Genomic DNA, 16,834 nt, shown 5'->3' with positions numbered 1-16,834 from the left:
GGGTATGTAGAGGATAGTTAAGAACACTCTTTCCCTGTGCTGTTTCTATGGAGATTTAGGATGATTGCATTGCTACGTTTATTTGCACTCGCGATTTTTGCGATTGTGATGTTTGTCTTTGGTTGTGGATATTGCTTATTTAGCCCACGCAACCCAAAGCATGTATTTAGATTTGGACGCTACTTTGGCTATATGTCGAAAGTGTTTGGTATTGATTTAGAGCTACGCTTACCAAAAGATGCTTATGAGCGCGGTCAACATGTTTATATTGCCAATCACCAAAATACTTGGGATTTATTTACTGTCGCGTCAGCGGTAACACCCAATGTTGTGACGGTTGGTAAAAAAAGCTTAGCTTGGATGCCTCTTTTTGGTCAACTGTACTGGCTAACAGGTAACATTTTAATAGATAGAGCAAACCGTAGCAAAGCCGTAGGTACTATTGATCAAGTGGTTAACAGTATTAAAGACAGCAACTTGTCAGTATGGATGTTTCCAGAGGGGACGCGTTCTCGTGGTCGCGGGCTGTTACCTTTTAAGACCGGCGCTTTTCATGCTGCAATCGGTGCTGAAGTGCCAATCGTTCCTATTGTATGTAGCTCAACTGAAGGGCTAAAACTGAACCGTTGGAACAATGGTCGTGTCATTGTTGAAATGTTACCACCAGTGAGTGTCGAAGGCTATGATAAGAAAAATGTGCGTGAACTCGCCAATATCTGCCGTGAGCAAATGAAAGAAAAGTTGGTTGAGCTTGATCAAGAAGTGGAATTGATTAATTCCCAACAAGTGACATCAAAATAGTAATAATCAAGTTTAAAAAGACCGCCTTGCGGTCTTTTTTTTGCTAGAAATCTACACAGATTAATAACTATTTACGAACCGCAATGGCTTCAATTTCAATACCGACATCTTTAGGTAAACGCGCAACCTCAACACATGAACGTGCAGGGTAGTTAGCGACATTGTGCTCATCAAAAAACTTACCGTAGACGTCATTAACAGTACCAAAGTCATTAAGATCTTTTACAAAGACCGTCATTTTAACAATATCGGTAACGGTTAAGCCTGAAGATTCAACGACCGCTTTTACGTTCTCTAGAGATTGGCGCGCTTGCTCTGCAATGTTATCTGAAACTTCACCAGTAAGAGGGTTTACTGGGATTTGACCTGACGTTAATACCATATTACCCAGGTCAACACCTTGTATATATGGTCCAATCGCTGCAGGAGCGGCATCGGTATGAAGAACTTTTGTCATTATCTATACTCCATTATTATAAACTTATACAAGGCTTAGTGTGCCTCCAAAATAGAGTGGCGTAAAGAGTAAAATACCCCGCCATGGCAGGGTATAACTAGTTGTATTTACGAGTGGAGCCGATTACCTTTCTGTCATGATCTCACGAGAAAAGACCTTTTCGCAATATTTGCACTTCAGGCGAATGTCTTCTTTTTTCTCGATCACTTTAAAGCTGGTTTCTACTGGCTCATTATGGGTGATACAGTTGCTATTTGGGCATTCAAAAATGGCCGTAATTTGCGATGGCAATTCCAGAGCAAGCTTTTTGACAACTTGGTAATCTTCAATTTGATTTACCGTTGCATGCGGTGCATAGAGCGCCAATTTACTGGCTTGATCTTGATTAACAAAAACATTTTCAATCTTAATTAAATCTTTACTGCCGAGCGCTGATGAAGGCAGGTTTAAGCCAACTGTGACTCTTTGGTTTGATTTATCCATATCAAAAAGTTTTAAAACTTTAATACCAATCAGTGCTGGAATATGATCGATAACAGTACCGTTTTTAATCGCTTCAACTTGCAATTGAGTTTCTTTATTCATCATTATCTCCTCGATTACAGTGTTTCATTTAGGACTAGAGCAAGTAATGCTTGGCGAGCATAAACGCCATTCTCTGCCTGTTGGAAGTAATAAGCATGGGGTGTTTTATCAACATCAACGGTAATTTCATCGACGCGTGGTAGAGGGTGAAGTACTTTTAAGTTTTCGCGAGCTCCATTAAGCATGGCAGCCGTTAGGATATAAGCCGATTTAATATGCGCATACTCTGACTCATCGAAACGCTCTTTTTGTACGCGCGTCATGTAGAGAACATCTAACTCAGGAATAACGCTTTCCATATCAGTATGCAGGCTATATTGGATCCCTGCTTCATCCAACTCTTCACAGATATAATCAGGCATCGCTAGTGCTTCAGGTGCCACAAAATAAAAGCGCACGTTGGTAAACTTAGCTAAAGCTTGTGTTAAAGAGTGAACAGTACGACCGTATTTTAGGTCGCCAACAAACGCGACGTTTAAGTTATCTAAGCGGCCTTGTGTTTCAGCAATCGAAAACAGATCAAGTAGAGTTTGAGTTGGATGTTGGTTTGCTCCATCACCAGCATTGATCACCGGGATATTATGAGAAAACTCAGAAGCTAAGCGAGCAGCGCCTTCTTGAGGGTGGCGCATAACGAAGGCATCAACATAAGATGAAATAACTTGTACTGAATCTGCGAGTGTTTCTCCTTTATTGGCAAGAGAAGTGTTGCCCGCAGTATCAAAGCCGATAACACTGCCCCCAATGCGCTGAATAGCCGTCTCAAAAGAGAGGCGAGTACGTGTTGATGGTTCAAAGAAGCAACTAGCAATGACTTTATTTTTAATTAACTCAGGCTGTGGCTGAGCTTTTAACTGGCCAGCAGTGGATACGATTAACTCAAGTTCTTCGCGTGAAAGCTCTGGAATTGAGATGATGTGCTTTTTATAAAGCGTGTTTTCCATGATCTTCTTTCCTCTATAGGTAATCAGTTAGCAGATAGTATCTATAAAAAAGCCCCCCGTTAGGGAGGCCTTTAAAAATAAGATAAAGATGAGAGGCTGAAAGCCATAAAACCAAACTGGCAAGCATTGAATTGCGTAAAAAAGGGATTTTTATGCATAGCTAATACCAACCTTAGATCATCACCTTAAGACAAATTGCTGAGAATTATACGCTGAACAATTGTGAGCGCAAGCGATTACATCAAGGTTTTAGCTTAAATTATATTTATTATAATGCCGCTATTAAGAACCTAAAGTTGCCACCATTATCGCTTTGATTGTGTGCATACGGTTTTCTGCTTCATCAAAAACAATAGAGTACTCTGATTCAAACACCTCGTCAGTGACTTCAAGCCCTTTCATGCCATATTTCTCTGCGATTTCCTTACCTATAACGGTCTCATCATCATGAAAAGCAGGTAAGCAGTGCATGAATTTTACCTGTGGGTTTTCCGTCGCTTTCATGACGTCCATATTCACTTGGTATGGGGTCATTAAGGCAACGCGCTCATCCCAAGCTTGTGCAGATTCACCCATCGATACCCACACATCGGTATAAATGAAGTCACAGCCTTTTACGCCGTCAGAGACATTTTCAGTCAGAGTGATTGTTGCCCCTGTTGTGATTGCGATCGCTTCACATTGAGCGACAAGTTCTGCTTCAGGCCAGAAGGCTTTTGGCGCAACAAGGCGAATATCCATGCCCATTTTAGCAGCACCAACCAGTAAAGAGTTACCCATGTTGTTACGCGCATCACCTAAATAAGCAAAACTAATCTCATGAAGTTGTTTGCCGCGAGCGTGCTCTTGCATCGTTAGAAAATCAGCAAGAATTTGTGTTGGGTGAAATTCGTCAGTTAAGCCATTCCAAACTGGTACACCCGCGTAAGCCCCAAGCTCCTCTACAATCGCTTGACCGAAGCCACGATATTCAATGCCATCATACATGCGACCTAGAACGCGAGCGGTATCTTTCATCGACTCTTTGTTACCAATTTGAGAGCCTGATGGGCCAAGGTAAGAGACTTGAGCGCCTTGATCGAATGCCGCGACTTCAAAGGCACATCGGGTACGAGTCGATGCTTTCTCAAAGATAAGTGCGATATTTTTACCTACTAATCGTTTCTGTTCAGTACCGGTATATTTCGCTTTTTTAAGGTCAGCGGCTAAAGTGAGTAAAAAATCGATTTCTTTAGATGTGAAATCTAATAGTTTAAGAAAGTTACGATTACGTAAGTTAAAAGCCATAGGGTCATTCCTTGAGAGAGTCACTTAAAACATAGAAAACCAGTAAAGCATAAAGATGCTACAAATGTGAATTGTTATTTATATTTTTTCTGGTTTTTTCGTGATTTTTATTTTAAATCTGAATCGTTATATACCATCTCTTTCTAGCGGACAGCTCATACACCTTGCTCCACCTCTTCCTCTACCAAGCTCATTGCCAGGAATCGTGAGGACTTCAATACCCGCTTTATCATACTTTTCATTCGTATAAATATTGCGTTCATAGCCAATGACGACACCAGGTTTGACGGTTAGAACATTATTGGCATCATTCCATTGCTCACGCTCAGCCTCATAGTTATCGCCTCCGGTGGTAATGATTTTTAATGAATCAATCTCTAATGCAGCTTCAAGTGCTGGTATGTAACCACTTACTTGTTCTACATTCATGTCACCGTTAGCTTTTGGAGTGAGTCGCCAAGTATCAAGATCAGGGCGAACAATTTCAGGGTAGACAGAAAAAGTATCAATATCCATGTGAGTCATAACGGTATCTAAGTGCATACATGAGCGGTGTTTAGGTAGATCAATAGCGATAACCTGGTTTGCTTGCCCTGAGTTGAATAGACCTGCCGCTAGGTTCTCCACGCCTTGTGGTGTTGTACGCTCAGAGATCCCAATTAGTACCGCACCATTACCAACCACAAGTACATCACCACCTTCAATATTGGCATTGTCATAGTGCAAATCTTCATCGCCAAAGTATTTAATAAAATCTTCCCCTGCAAAAGTAGGGTGCCAGCGATAAATAGCTCTAAGGTGATTCGTTTCTCTTTGCCTAGCTGGTTTTGTCATAGGGTTAAGGGAGACGCCACCATAAACCCAGCATGAGGTATCTCGCGTAAACAAGTGGTTAGGTAAAGGCTCTATAACAAAGTCGAGAGGGCGACGCATTTTAGGTAGCATCGATGAAGATGAGAGTGATAGCTCAGAGTAAGCCAATCCACCAAGCAGAATCGTCGCGAGGTGTTCATTATCCATCTCGGCTAAATAGTGGCGAAGATCTTTGGCAAAGGTTGGTCCATAGCGAAAGTCAGAAATTTGAGTGGATAGTAACCAATGCTTTGCGTCAGGAATCGCTAATGTTTCGACAAGTAAATCGTGTAACAGTAAGACTTCGACACCCTGATTTTGTAATGTACTAGCAAAAATATCGTGCTCTTTTCCAGCAGCTTCAACCGCTAACACATCATCAAAAAGTAGCTCGTGACAGTTTGATGGGGTGAGGTGAGTGAGGGCGCGTTCCGGGCGGTTAAGTAAAACTCTGCGTAGTTGACCGACTTCGGATCCTACGTACAACTTCTTCATTTTGTATCCTTACAATCAATTCCGGCAGTATTTATGACAACCTTCAGAGTAAGATGCAAGCTTTGTTCGAGGCAATAGAGGAGCAAAAATAGGTGTTCGATAGTATATTATATCGATAATTAAGGTATTGTTTATCAATACTCTACACAAAGTCGTTTGACTATATTTATGCTTGTTTGCGTGATTATGCAGATAAAGAGAAAAACTACACTAGCCCATCTTTATTACAAGCCATAATTAAGCATAAACTGAAGTAATAGAGAGGTTTGATGACGATATTTTATGCTAAATTTATCGTAATTAACGATATTGATGAATAATATGAATATTTATCTTACTCTATAAAGTACTGAGTAAAAATAAAGTGAATTGGATGGTGGTTGCTGGTGGATTTTCCGTGCGATCCATGCCATATTCCGTGCCCACTAACTACGATCTTTCTCGTCAAAACTCTGGAGCAGAAACATGTCTCACGAAGATGAATATCTATCAGTAGAAGATTTAATTGAGATTCAAAAAGAAGATACTCGCGACATCATTGAAGCATTGATTGCTGATGGTAGCGATCCAGATGCACTGTATGATATCGAACATCATCTATTTGCTGAAAACTTTGAAGTACTTGAAAAAGCAGTTGTTGAAGCATTCAAAATGGGCTTTGAAGTATTAGAAGCAGAAGAGACAGAAGACGAAGATGGCAAGAAGCTACTTTGTTGTGATGCTACGATGCAGTCTGGCTTGAATGCTGAAGCGATTGACGAGCAGGTTGAGAAGCTAGTTAACCTTGCTGAAAAATACGACATTATCTACGACGGTTGGGGTACTTACTATGAAGGTGAAGATGCTCTGCACGCCGACGAAGATGACGATGAAGAGTAATTGCTACTGATTCATTGTTGAAAAAATGCCAGCCACAGTGCTGGTATTTTTTTATTAACATTTCACTATCTTTCTCTACGTTGTCGATTATAATGGGCGCAAACTTGATCTAGCTCAATTATTGTATGCGATTATCTCTTGCTGGTTTATGGCAAATATCACCTTTAACCAACCTTTCTATCCCTCAAAATGATCTCTTATTTCCTGCGCCATTAAGTCAGGCTTTACCTAATGATCTATCAGAACAAGAGATTGCAGAACAAGAGTGGCATTTGATGCATGATATTGAGGTGGATGATCTTATGCTCGCCTATCCTCTTATTGAGTTGATTATTGCAGGGATCGAACATTATGCTGAAGTTAGAGTCAATGGTGTTGCCGTCTTTGATTGTGATGGGCAAGAGTTGGTTTATCGTAAAGATATTCGTCCTTATTTGCAGTTAGGGCGTAATCGGTTTGAGATCCTCTTTATTGAAGAAGATGAACCCCTATTATTAGAAGAGGATAGGTTGGTTACGTGTGCGTTAAATCAACCTATAGTAAAACAGCATGATCAAAGGCTTGGTATTTGGGCTAAACCTTATTTGCAGTTTATTCGCCACGTCAGAATAGCGCATATAACCACGGAACAAATTTGGCACCATGCTGGAGGTTGTGAGCTTAAAGTGGTGCTTTATTATCAAGCATTGGTTGCAGGTCTAGTCTCTGCTGCAATTAAATTTAACGGTATGACTTATACCTTACCAATCGACATCCGTTCGGACCATGTCAGTGCGCTATTTCAAATAGAAGCTCCTAAGTATGCTGATCTCAACAGCCTCGACTTTAATGATCTTTATTTATTGGAAGTCGATGTTGATGGGCAAAGTGAAAGTATTAATATCGCATTAAGTGAGTCACTTTGCGTAACCCACTTTCCAACTTAAATGTTTTATTACCCACGTTGATATTGATAAGGTGAAAGATGAATCTTTTGCCATACTTTTTCGTGTAGATAGTAAGCGCCAGTATTAATTGTCGGCTCTAGCATCGCCATCACCCCACCAATGAAGGCATCACCAGTTAATAGAAAAGTAACGAAGAAGGCGACATTAAAATGAATGATAGCAAAGCTAGTCGTCTTAATTGTTGTCATATGTTGATGGTGTTTTAATGCAGGCAAGGTCTGCCAACCCTTCTCGTGAAAGTAGAAGGCGACGGTATTCACCGAAGGTTCAATCAGAGCAATCAAGCTGCCAAGGATAATATCGCCAGTCAATAAGTAAGCGACCGTAAACGCAATCGTAAAATGTAGTCCTGCAAAACTTAATGTCTTTTTCATCATTTATCCTTAACTGTATTTATTCTCAACCCTAAATACAGTATTGATAATCATTCGCATTAAGTAAAGGTGTTTTTTGATAATTATTCTCATTTGAGTTTACTGTGGTAAGTCGGCTTTAGCTTTGTCGTGGTAATTAATCTTGGCTAATTATGACGATAGGTGAAATGTGTGGGTTTGTTTTAGCCAATAAAAAAGGCTGATGAATTATCATCAGCCTTTGTTTTTCTTACTTCAGTGAGTAATGAATTTTATAGTGCAGCGATTGTTGCTTTTTGCTCTTCCAGTTTAACCAATGTTTCTTGGTAACCTTGTAGCTTTTCACGCTCTTTCGCGATAACAACTTCTGGTGCTTTAGCAACAAAACCTTCGTTACCTAGCTTGCCTTCGATGCGCTTGATTTCGCCCTGAGTTTTAGCGACTTCTTTATCAAGACGCGCTAGCTCAGCATCTTTATCAATAAGACCAGCCATTGGGATCATTAGTTCAGACTTACCAACCAGTTTGGTTGCACAAGCTGGAGTTACTTCACCTTCTGCCAGTACTTTAATATCATCTAGCTTAGCAAGAGAGTTAAGAACGATCTTGTTCGCTTCGATACGCGCTGCATCACTTTCATCTGCAACTTTGATCATTACTTCTAAGCCTTTGCTTGGAGCAATATCGTATTCCGCACGTAGGTTACGGATAGCAGTAATGAATGTTTTAACCCATTCGATATCTTCAACAATTTCAGCATTGAAGTTATCTTCATTAAACTGAGGAAGCGCTTGAGTCATAATTGTCTCGCCTTCGACACCGTCTACTAGCGGTTTAACACTCTGCCAGATAGATTCAGTGATGTAAGGAAGAACAGGGTGAGCAAGACGTAGTGTCTTCTCTAGAACCGTAATTAGCGTGTAACGAGTCGCTTGTTGTTGAGCTTCAGTACCTTTCCAAAGAACAGGTTTAGTTAGCTCTAAGTACCAGTCACAGAATTGGTTCCAGATGAATTCGTACAGCGTGTTTGCCGCCATGTCTAGACGGTAGTTGTCTAGGTGAGCGTTAAACTCTTTCGCTGCAACTTCAAACTGAGATTCAATCCACTTATCCGCTAGAGAGAATTCCATGTTTGCGCGCTCTTCAGCAGACAATGACATGCCACAATCGTGCTCTTCTGTATTCATTAGTACGTAACGGCTTGCGTTCCATAGCTTGTTACAGAAGTTACGGTAACCTTCAAGACGCTTCATGTCCCAGTTGATGTCACGGCCAGTTGAAGCCATAGCAGCAAGAGTGAAACGTAGTGCATCAGTACCGTATGGTTCGATACCACTTTCGAAAGTCTTACGTGTTGCTTTTTCGATCTTAGCCGCTAGCTTAGGTTGCATCATGTTGCCACAACGCTTCTCTACTAGTTCTTCAAGGCCGATGCCGTCAATCATGTCGATTGGATCAAGCACGTTACCTTTCGACTTAGACATCTTATCACCGTTTTCATCACGGATAAGACCCGTCATGTAAACCGTTTTGAAAGGAACTTGAGCTTTTCCATCTTCGTCTTTTACGAAGTGCATGGTCATCATGATCATACGAGCAACCCAGAAGAAGATAATATCAAAACCAGATACTAGTACTTCAGATGGGTGGAAAGTTTTTAGTGCTTCAGTGTCTTCAGGCCAACCTTGTGTGCCGAACGTCCAAAGTGCAGAAGAGAACCAAGTATCTAGAACGTCGTTGTCTTGTTTTAGTACAACAACAGGTGCTAGGTTGTTCTTTTCACGAACTTCTTCTTCAGTGCGACCTACGTAAACTTTACCATCGTTGTCGTACCATGCTGGGATACGGTGACCCCACCAAAGTTGACGAGAGATACACCAATCTTGTACGTCACGCATCCACGCAAAGTACATGTTTTCGTATTGCTTAGGAACAAATTGGATTTGACCATCTTCAACCGCTTTAACAGCAGGCTCAGCAAGAGGTGCAGTACGCACGTACCATTGGTCAGTTAGCATTGGTTCGATAACTACGCCACCACGGTCACCGTAAGGCACAGTTAGATCGTGATCTTTGATCTCTTCAAGCAGACCAAGCTCTTCAAACTCAGCAACGATAGCCTTACGAGCAGCAAAGCGCTCCATGCCATGGTATTTTGCTGGAAGTTCTGTTGAGTAAACATCGCTTTCTTCGCCATTGGTTGTGAAAACTTCTGCAGCATCACGGATATCAGCGTTGAACGTTAGGATGTTGATCATTGGTAGGTTGTTGCGCTTACCAACTTCGTAATCGTTAAAGTCATGAGCTGGTGTGATTTTCACACAACCCGTGCCTTTTTCCATATCAGCATGCTCATCACCAACAATAGGGATAAGACGGTTTACGATTGGAAGTAGGATGTCTTTACCGATAAGATCTTTGTAACGTGGATCTTCTGGGTTAACGGCTACGCCAGTATCGCCAAGCATGGTTTCTGGACGAGTCGTTGCCACAACGATGTAATCTTTGCCATCTGCTGTTTTAACGCCGTTCGCTAGTGGGTAGCGGAAGTGCCACATGAAACCTTTTTTGTCTTTGTTTTCAACTTCAAGATCAGAAATTGCAGTGTGCAGTTTAGGATCCCAGTTTACTAGACGCTTACCACGGTAGATTAGGTCTTCTTCGTATAAGCGAACAAACACTTCTTGAGTCGCAGCAGATAGACCGTCATCCATAGTGAATCGCTCACGATCCCAATCTACAGATGCGCCAAGACGACGAAGTTGTTGAGTGATCGTGCCACCCGATTCCGCTTTCCACTCCCAGATCTTGTCAATGAAAGCTTCACGACCGTAGTCGTGTTTTGTTTTGCCTTCTTCAGCCGCGATCTTACGCTCTACAACCATTTGAGTTGCGATACCTGCGTGGTCGGTGCCGACTTGCCATAGGGTATTCTTGCCCTTCATGCGTTGTGCACGGATCAGAGTATCCATAATGGTGTCTTGGAAGGCATGGCCCATGTGCAGGCTGCCAGTGACGTTCGGTGGCGGGATCATGATGCTGTAAGCTTCTTTTGATGTGTCACCGTGAGGCTTAAAGTAGCCTTTTTCTTCCCAAGCTTGATATAAAGCTTGTTCGATAGATTGTGGGTTATATGTCTTTTCCATAGCGCTCTTAATGGATACTTGATTAGGTAAACGAGTCAAACTTTATAGCTAACGCTTCTCACATTGGTATGAGAGAGCGATTTAGGTATAAGGTTTGACTATGGATATTCGATGTCGATAGTTTGCAACTGATAACCAGCATGTCGGTAAATTTTATACCTTTCTCTGGCGGGTTGCTTTGTTTTTTCATCACAAGGAACAAAGTCTACCACTTGAGCAAAGGTTCGGGCAAAGGTTGTCTGGCTATCCGCTACATTTATTACCAGTTGGCGGTTCCAGTTCGGCTTTACGCCCTCATAGCCAATCTCAATATTGGTTGAATACTTTGGACCTTCTCCCACTAAGTTGTGGGCAACAAATTGACTTGGTTCTGCTTGCCAAAAAATCTCAGCCATGTGTTCAGCATGACTTTTATCATTACAGTGTAAATAGACTTTAGCACCTTGTGTAGCAAAGTGGCGAGTCAGGAACAGCACATACTGCTCAAACCCAGTGGGCTTAGCTTGTGGGCTATCTGGATGAATAATGTAAAAGGTAGCCGTATTCATGGTGGGTTTTCTGTTCCTTTGTACTGTTCTCTACGCTATTTCTGAACACTTATTTTGATAGCTATAACAAAAAAGGACCCGAAGGCCCTTTTCATTATTTTGACGATTGGTCTTCTGTTTCTTGGCTGCTGCGATTCAATAAGAACTGTACCAACATTGAAACAGGGCGACCCGTTGAGCCTTTTGCTGCGCCTGACTTCCAAGCGGTACCGGCTATATCGATGTGAGCCCAGTTATATTTTTTAGCAAACTTAGATAAGAAGCACCCAGCAGTAATGGTTCCTGCTGGTCGACCACCAATATTTGCCATATCAGCAAATGGACTGTTTAGTTGCTCATGATACTCATCAGCCATAGGTAAGCGCCATGCACGATCGCTAGCTTGATCCGATGCGTTAATTAGCTCATGAGATAATGGATTGTGGTTAGAAACAACACCACTAATATGATGACCAAGAGCGATAACACAAGCACCCGTTAAGGTTGCTACATCAACAACGCATTCTGGTTCAAAGCGTTCGACATAAGTTAAAGCATCACATAAAACCAAGCGACCTTCAGCATCGGTATTTAAAACTTCAACCGTTTGACCTGACATGGTTGTTAAGATATCACCAGGGCGATAAGCATTACTACCTGGCATGTTTTCACAACCCGCTAAGATAGCAACGACATTGATAGGTAAGTTTAGCTTTGCTAGTGCTTTCATTGTGCCGAACACAGAAGCAGCACCACACATGTCATACTTCATCTCATCCATGCCATCACCAGGCTTGAGAGAGATACCGCCTGAATCAAAGGTAAGACCTTTACCAATAAGAACAATAGGCTTGTTGGTTGATTCTGGGTTACCTTTATACTCGATAACTGACATCATTGATTCGTTGCGAGAACCACGGCCAACAGCAAGGTATGAAGTCATACCCAGTTTTTCCATCTCTTCTTCGCCAATGATCTTCGTTTTAACCGTTTCAAAATCGTCAGCTAAACGACGAGCTTGTGAAGCTAAGTAAGCTGGGTTGGCAATGTTTGGTGGCATATTACCAAGGTCTTTTGATGCTTTAACGCCAGAAGAAATCGCTAACCCATGAGAAATTGCTTTTTCACCTAGGCTTAGCTCGCGACGTGTCGGTACGTTAAATACTAGCTTGCGTAATGGACGACGTGTTTCTGGTTTATTGCTCTTAAATTGATTAAAGGTATAAAGACCATCTTTAGTCGCTTCAACGGCTTGACGAACTTTCCAGTAAGTATCTCGACCTTTGACATGCAACTCAGTAAGGAAGCAAACAGCCTCCATTGAACCTGTTTCATTTAAGGTGCTAATCGTCTTTTGGATAATTTCCTTGTACTGACGCTCGCCGAGTTCGCGTTCCTTGCCACAACCGACAAGTAAAACACGCTCAGATAGGACTCCCGGTACTTGATGCAATAACAGCATTTGACCCGGTTTTCCTTCTAAGTCACCACGGCGCAGTAGCGAGCTAATATAGCCATCGCTGATTTTATCCAGCTGTTCTGCTACCGGAGAAAGACGGCGAGGTTCGAAGACCCCAACAACAATACATGCGCTACGTTGTTTCTCTGGACTGCCACTTTTTACACTGAACTCCATGCGTACTCCTACATCCTGAAGACAAATAGAACTAAATGTTAGATAATGCCTTATTACTTGTTGAATTGTAGATTAGTATTAATCTTAAGCAAGCGACTAACAGTTAGTAAAAATAGAAAAAAATAAAAGGTTCAACGGGAAATTATAGTGATTCCATCAAAAAAACAAGTTTTGTATAGGTAATTTCAGCGTGATTATTGTTAGATATTTGATCCGCGAGACACTCAAGAGCCAATTTGCGATTTTTTTCGTATTATTTCTAGTGTTTCTCAGCCAAAAATTCATCAGCGTATTAGCTGACGCTTCTGATGGCGATATACCAGCTAGCCTCATTATGTCTCTCGTTGGTTTAAACATGCCGGCGATGGGGTTGCTGATGCTACCTCTAAGTTTGTACATAGGTATTTTATTAACTTTCGGTCGATTATATGCCGAAAGTGAAATAGTTGTGATGAATGCGACAGGTATTGGTAATAAGTTTTTGATTCAAGCTGCATTATACTTGGCACTAATAACAGCAGGTGTAGCCGGTTTTAATTCATTATGGCTCTCTCCATGGAGTCAAGAGCGGGTTACACAACTTCTAGAGCAACTCGCTTCAGAAAATACCGTTGATCTATTACAAAAAGGACAGTTTCAAAGTACTCCTGATGGTTCTTCCGTCATATTTATTGATGATATTAGTAACAGCAAGTTATCGAATGTTTTTGTTGCTCAATTACTGCCGAAAGACTCAGTACTACCAAGTGTTATGTATTCTAAATCAGGGGTTGTTAAAGAGTTATCCGATGGTCGTCAAATGATCGTTATGGAGGAGGGGACTCGCTACGAAGGAGTACCAACTCAGCTCGATTATATGGTGACTCGCTTTAATGAATATGAAGGTGTGATAGGGCAAAGAGAAGTGAAAATAAAGGGGCGAGATTGGGATGCACTTCCTACTCTCGATCTTATTGGTCACCCAGATCCAAGAGCCAAAGCAGAGTTGCAATGGAGAATATCATTAGTGGTATGTATTCCATTATTAACTATGCTGGTGGTACCTCTATCAGCGGTTAACCCAAGACAGGGACGATTTGCTAAAATGGGACCAGCTATCCTGATCTATTTGGCTTATTTCTTATCAATTAGTGCAATGAAGTCAGCATTGGAGGATGGGTCAGTTCCTTCCGCTGTCGGTTTATGGCCGATGAATGCTACTTTATTGATTGCTGCAATTAGTGTGAACTTTATGGATAGCTTAACAGTGAGACGCATCAAAGAGTCATTTCGTAAGAAGAGGCTGAGTTAGCCAGTGTTTAAAATACTCGATTTATATATAGGGAAAACGATCATAGCGACAACCTCTTTGGTTCTGGCTACGTTTGTTGGTTTATCTGGCATCATTAAATATGTAGAACAGTTAAGGAAAGTAGGCAAAGGTAGCTATGAGCTATTGGAAGCATTTTACTTTGTTATCTTGAGTGTTCCTCGTGATATCGAGATGTTTTTCCCAATGGCAGCATTATTAGGTGCACTGATTGGCTTAGGTATGTTGGCATCTAGTTCAGAGCTGGTGGTGATGCAAGCTGCTGGCTTTTCAAAACTAGATATAGGCGTATCAGTATTAAAAACTGCGGTACCACTTATGATCGCCGTTATGCTACTAGGTCAATGGGGCGCACCACAAGCGCAAAAAATGGCTCGTGAATTACGCTCTGTTGCTGTATCTGGGGGCAGTATTTTATCGATTCGTAATGGGGTATGGGCGAAAGATGCCAATGACTTTATTTTTATCGGTAAAGTTGAAGAAGATAAGATCTATGGCTTAAACCTATGGCGCTTTAATAATGAGAAGAAATTAGAAGCCGTTATTTTTTCTGAAGAAGTGGATTATGACGACAATAACACTTGGTTGATGAAAGGTGTGCAGATCACTCATATGGATGATGATGTGGCACTTTCCAAGGAGTCATTAGAGAGTTACGAGTGGCATACATCACTGGCTCCTGACAAGTTAGCGATTGTAACGGTCAAACCAGAAGAGTTGGCTCTCAGTGGGTTATACGACTATGTCACTTACTTGAAGGCATCAGAACAAGACGCATCACGTTATGAGTTGGCATTTTGGCGTAAGCTAACCCAGCCATTTTCTATTGGTGTCATGATGCTAATGGCGCTCTCATTTGTGTTTGGACCATTACGAAGTGTTACGATGGGAGCTCGTATTTTATCTGGTGTGATTGCTGGCTTTAGTTTCTATATATCGAGTGAATTCTTTGGTCCACTGAGTTTGGTTTATAATATGCCGCCAGCACTCGGCGCAATTGCACCAAGCTTTGTTTTTCTTATCGTTGCAATTATGCTTTTGAGGCGTAAATTGTAACTTGATAAAGCAATAACTAAAAAGGAAGACATGTGTAGTGTCTTCCTTTTTTGTCTTTATATGGGGCGATTATTTGGCTTTAGATAATACGACAACCTGTGTTTTGGCCCAAATATCATGAAATCCTCTTTTCTCTGGATCAAAAGGCACAGTTAGATTCGCTAAACCAAACCCTGAGGTGCCTAAGCGAATGAGCGCCTGAGTAGGTGTAATTGATAACCCTTCCTTTGTTTGTATTTGTAGCTTCCAAGCTCGCATCCCCAACGTTTGACCTGCTTTAGTCCAAAAGTAGACAAAGAAGTAAATCCAAACAGCAGCTAAATAGAAAGTAAATAGAGGGCTCCATAATGGATGCTGAGTGAGCAAGTCACTGACATCACGGTAAATGCCATAGTTTAGAATGCCGATAGCAACAAGCGCTTCTAAAATAGCAATGACAATACCAGCGGCTATCATTTCAATGGCGATAATAATCAGCGCATCATATAAGAGAGCAGCACTGCGGCGGAAAAGCCCTGCAGCAGGTAAGGTAGATGAATGAGTCATAGTATTAAATTCTAAAAGTGATTTATACAACCAGAATATAGTTTTAAATCGAGACTGAAAAGAGAAGCGGCACACAACCTTTGCTTTTATGGTGAAATAATCAGCAAACAATAAGTTTTTCAATCTTTTGTTCTTGCACCATTAAAACACTTACGTATAATGCAAAGCATCAAAGGGTAATCCCTAAGATGCCGGTATGGTGAAATTGGTATACACGACGGATTCAAAATCCGTTGCCTTCGGGCGTGGCGGTTCAAGTCCGCCTACCGGTACCATATTTAAATGATAAAGCCTCGACTAATGTCGGGGCTTTGTTGTATTTGGCTTATCCTATCTCTATCTCTATCTCTATCTCTATCTCTATCTCTATCTCTATCTCAGCACCCGTTGTCTTTATATCTGTAGTGCACCGTTCTGGCATTCGTTTAAAGTACACTATTGTTCATTATCACTATATATAGCGGTATATAGGTAGTTCATCGTATTTCAGTACACCTATGATTTATGCATAAGCTGCAGATCATCTCAGTTTGTTAAAATACTCAATACCCATATTTGTTCTACGCGACTTTTGTTCGTTTACGTAGTGGAATTCGTTTCCTCTTTAGTTTGTTAGCCGAAAGAGCTTTGTTTTATTTAGGACTGAGTCCAGTTAATTGGTTATATGAATAGTTATCCACAGGAAAATGTGCGTATTGTGGTATTAAGTTGGGTGTAAATAAGGCTTTCGTTTGATTATTGTTCGAACGGCTTGTTTTATATATTTAATGAAAATAACACTTGCCAATATTCAGTCTATCTCTATAATGCGCATCCACTGACACGGCAAACCCCACAAGGGTTTAGCGAAGAATGTTGGTCTGGCTTCTAGCTTAGTGGATAGCTTACTTAACGTTGGCAACAACGAAATAAAAAAGTAAGAAAAGTGTTTGACACTGAAGAATATCTCGTTAGAATAGCCGCCTCTTCACAAGGAACATTAACGTTACTTAGTGAAAGCAAAGCTCTTTAACA

Annotated in this window: 16 protein-coding genes and 1 tRNA gene; 7 read left to right on the top strand and 10 right to left on the bottom strand. The window is 41.3% G+C overall.

The features are described 5' to 3' along the window. Window positions 1-60 precede the first annotated feature (60 nt). On the top strand, window positions 61-801 hold the full coding sequence (locus tag BCU68_RS10105) for a 1-acylglycerol-3-phosphate O-acyltransferase (protein ID WP_102564645.1): 741 nt from the start codon (window positions 61-63) through the stop codon (window positions 799-801). Window positions 802-868: 67 nt separating this feature from the next. Here the strand turns inward: BCU68_RS10105 and BCU68_RS10100 are convergent, their stop codons facing one another. The 5 genes from BCU68_RS10100 to arcA form a co-directional block, all read right to left on the bottom strand. Beyond that, window positions 869-1,258 (bottom strand): RidA family protein, encoded by a 390-nt coding sequence (locus tag BCU68_RS10100; RefSeq protein ID WP_102564644.1) that lies wholly within the window; start codon window positions 1,256-1,258, stop codon window positions 869-871. Window positions 1,259-1,381: 123 nt separating this feature from the next. Continuing rightward, complete coding sequence (pyrI, locus tag BCU68_RS10095) at window positions 1,382-1,843, bottom strand: aspartate carbamoyltransferase regulatory subunit (protein ID WP_102564643.1); 462 nt, start codon at window positions 1,841-1,843, stop codon at window positions 1,382-1,384. Window positions 1,844-1,857: 14 nt separating this feature from the next. Further along, complete coding sequence (pyrB, locus tag BCU68_RS10090; RefSeq protein WP_102564642.1) at window positions 1,858-2,787, bottom strand: aspartate carbamoyltransferase; 930 nt, start codon at window positions 2,785-2,787, stop codon at window positions 1,858-1,860. A gap of 282 nt (window positions 2,788-3,069) precedes the next feature. Next, window positions 3,070-4,074, bottom strand: coding sequence for an ornithine carbamoyltransferase (gene argF, locus BCU68_RS10085; RefSeq protein WP_102564641.1), 1,005 nt, complete (start codon window positions 4,072-4,074; stop codon window positions 3,070-3,072). A 126-nt stretch (window positions 4,075-4,200) separates the two neighbouring features. Beyond that, window positions 4,201-5,421 carry an arginine deiminase gene (gene arcA / locus BCU68_RS10080; protein WP_102564640.1) on the bottom strand — a complete coding sequence of 407 codons (1,221 nt, stop codon included), beginning with the start codon at window positions 5,419-5,421 and terminating at the stop codon, window positions 4,201-4,203. A 465-nt stretch (window positions 5,422-5,886) separates the two neighbouring features. Between arcA and rraB the strand changes: the two genes are divergently transcribed. Together rraB and BCU68_RS10070 are read left to right on the top strand one after the other, a co-directional pair. After that, a complete protein-coding gene (rraB, locus tag BCU68_RS10075; protein WP_102564639.1) occupies window positions 5,887-6,300 on the top strand; it encodes a ribonuclease E inhibitor RraB in 414 nt (137 codons plus the stop codon). A 125-nt stretch (window positions 6,301-6,425) separates the two neighbouring features. Continuing rightward, a complete protein-coding gene (locus tag BCU68_RS10070; RefSeq protein WP_102564638.1) occupies window positions 6,426-7,226 on the top strand; it encodes a hypothetical protein in 801 nt (266 codons plus the stop codon). An 8-nt stretch (window positions 7,227-7,234) separates the two neighbouring features. On the opposite strand, the gene BCU68_RS10065 is transcribed toward BCU68_RS10070, so the two are convergent. From BCU68_RS10065 to pepA, 4 genes are all read right to left on the bottom strand, one after another. Then, complete coding sequence (locus BCU68_RS10065; protein ID WP_102564637.1) at window positions 7,235-7,621, bottom strand: DUF2061 domain-containing protein; 387 nt, start codon at window positions 7,619-7,621, stop codon at window positions 7,235-7,237. Between the two features lie 251 nt (window positions 7,622-7,872). Then, complete coding sequence (locus BCU68_RS10060; protein ID WP_102564636.1) at window positions 7,873-10,746, bottom strand: valine--tRNA ligase; 2,874 nt, start codon at window positions 10,744-10,746, stop codon at window positions 7,873-7,875. A gap of 98 nt (window positions 10,747-10,844) precedes the next feature. Beyond that, window positions 10,845-11,294: a DNA polymerase III subunit chi gene (locus tag BCU68_RS10055; RefSeq protein WP_102564635.1), complete on the bottom strand. Its 450-nt coding sequence runs from the start codon at window positions 11,292-11,294 to the stop codon at window positions 10,845-10,847. A gap of 94 nt (window positions 11,295-11,388) precedes the next feature. After that, window positions 11,389-12,909: a leucyl aminopeptidase gene (gene pepA, locus BCU68_RS10050; RefSeq protein ID WP_102564634.1), complete on the bottom strand. Its 1,521-nt coding sequence runs from the start codon at window positions 12,907-12,909 to the stop codon at window positions 11,389-11,391. A 190-nt stretch (window positions 12,910-13,099) separates the two neighbouring features. Here pepA and lptF point away from each other — a divergent pair, with 190 nt between their 5' ends. Both lptF and lptG read left to right on the top strand, forming a co-directional pair. Then, a complete protein-coding gene (gene lptF, locus BCU68_RS10045) occupies window positions 13,100-14,200 on the top strand; it encodes an LPS export ABC transporter permease LptF (protein WP_102564633.1) in 1,101 nt (366 codons plus the stop codon). Window positions 14,201-14,203: 3 nt separating this feature from the next. Next, window positions 14,204-15,274 carry an LPS export ABC transporter permease LptG gene (gene lptG / locus BCU68_RS10040; RefSeq protein WP_102564632.1) on the top strand — a complete coding sequence of 357 codons (1,071 nt, stop codon included), beginning with the start codon at window positions 14,204-14,206 and terminating at the stop codon, window positions 15,272-15,274. 69 nt (window positions 15,275-15,343) lie between these two features. Here lptG and BCU68_RS10035 read toward each other — a convergent pair whose 3' ends face one another. Further along, window positions 15,344-15,820 (bottom strand): RDD family protein, encoded by a 477-nt coding sequence (locus tag BCU68_RS10035; RefSeq protein ID WP_102564631.1) that lies wholly within the window; start codon window positions 15,818-15,820, stop codon window positions 15,344-15,346. A 190-nt stretch (window positions 15,821-16,010) separates the two neighbouring features. On the opposite strand from BCU68_RS10035, the gene BCU68_RS10030 reads away from it, so the two are divergent. Beyond that, window positions 16,011-16,095: transfer RNA gene (locus tag BCU68_RS10030), tRNA-Leu, on the top strand. Further along, window positions 16,054-16,281, top strand: coding sequence for a hypothetical protein (locus BCU68_RS16885; RefSeq protein ID WP_133126143.1), 228 nt, complete (start codon window positions 16,054-16,056; stop codon window positions 16,279-16,281). The genes BCU68_RS10030 and BCU68_RS16885 overlap by 42 nt, the downstream gene beginning before the upstream one ends. Window positions 16,282-16,834: the final 553 nt, after the last annotated feature.

Origin of the sequence: Vibrio sp. 10N.286.49.B3, assembly GCF_002873395.1 — a bacterium.
Lineage (GTDB): Bacteria > Pseudomonadota > Gammaproteobacteria > Enterobacterales > Vibrionaceae > Vibrio.
Note: the sequence above shows the minus strand (reverse complement) of the source record. Positions and strands in the feature narration are given on the sequence as shown.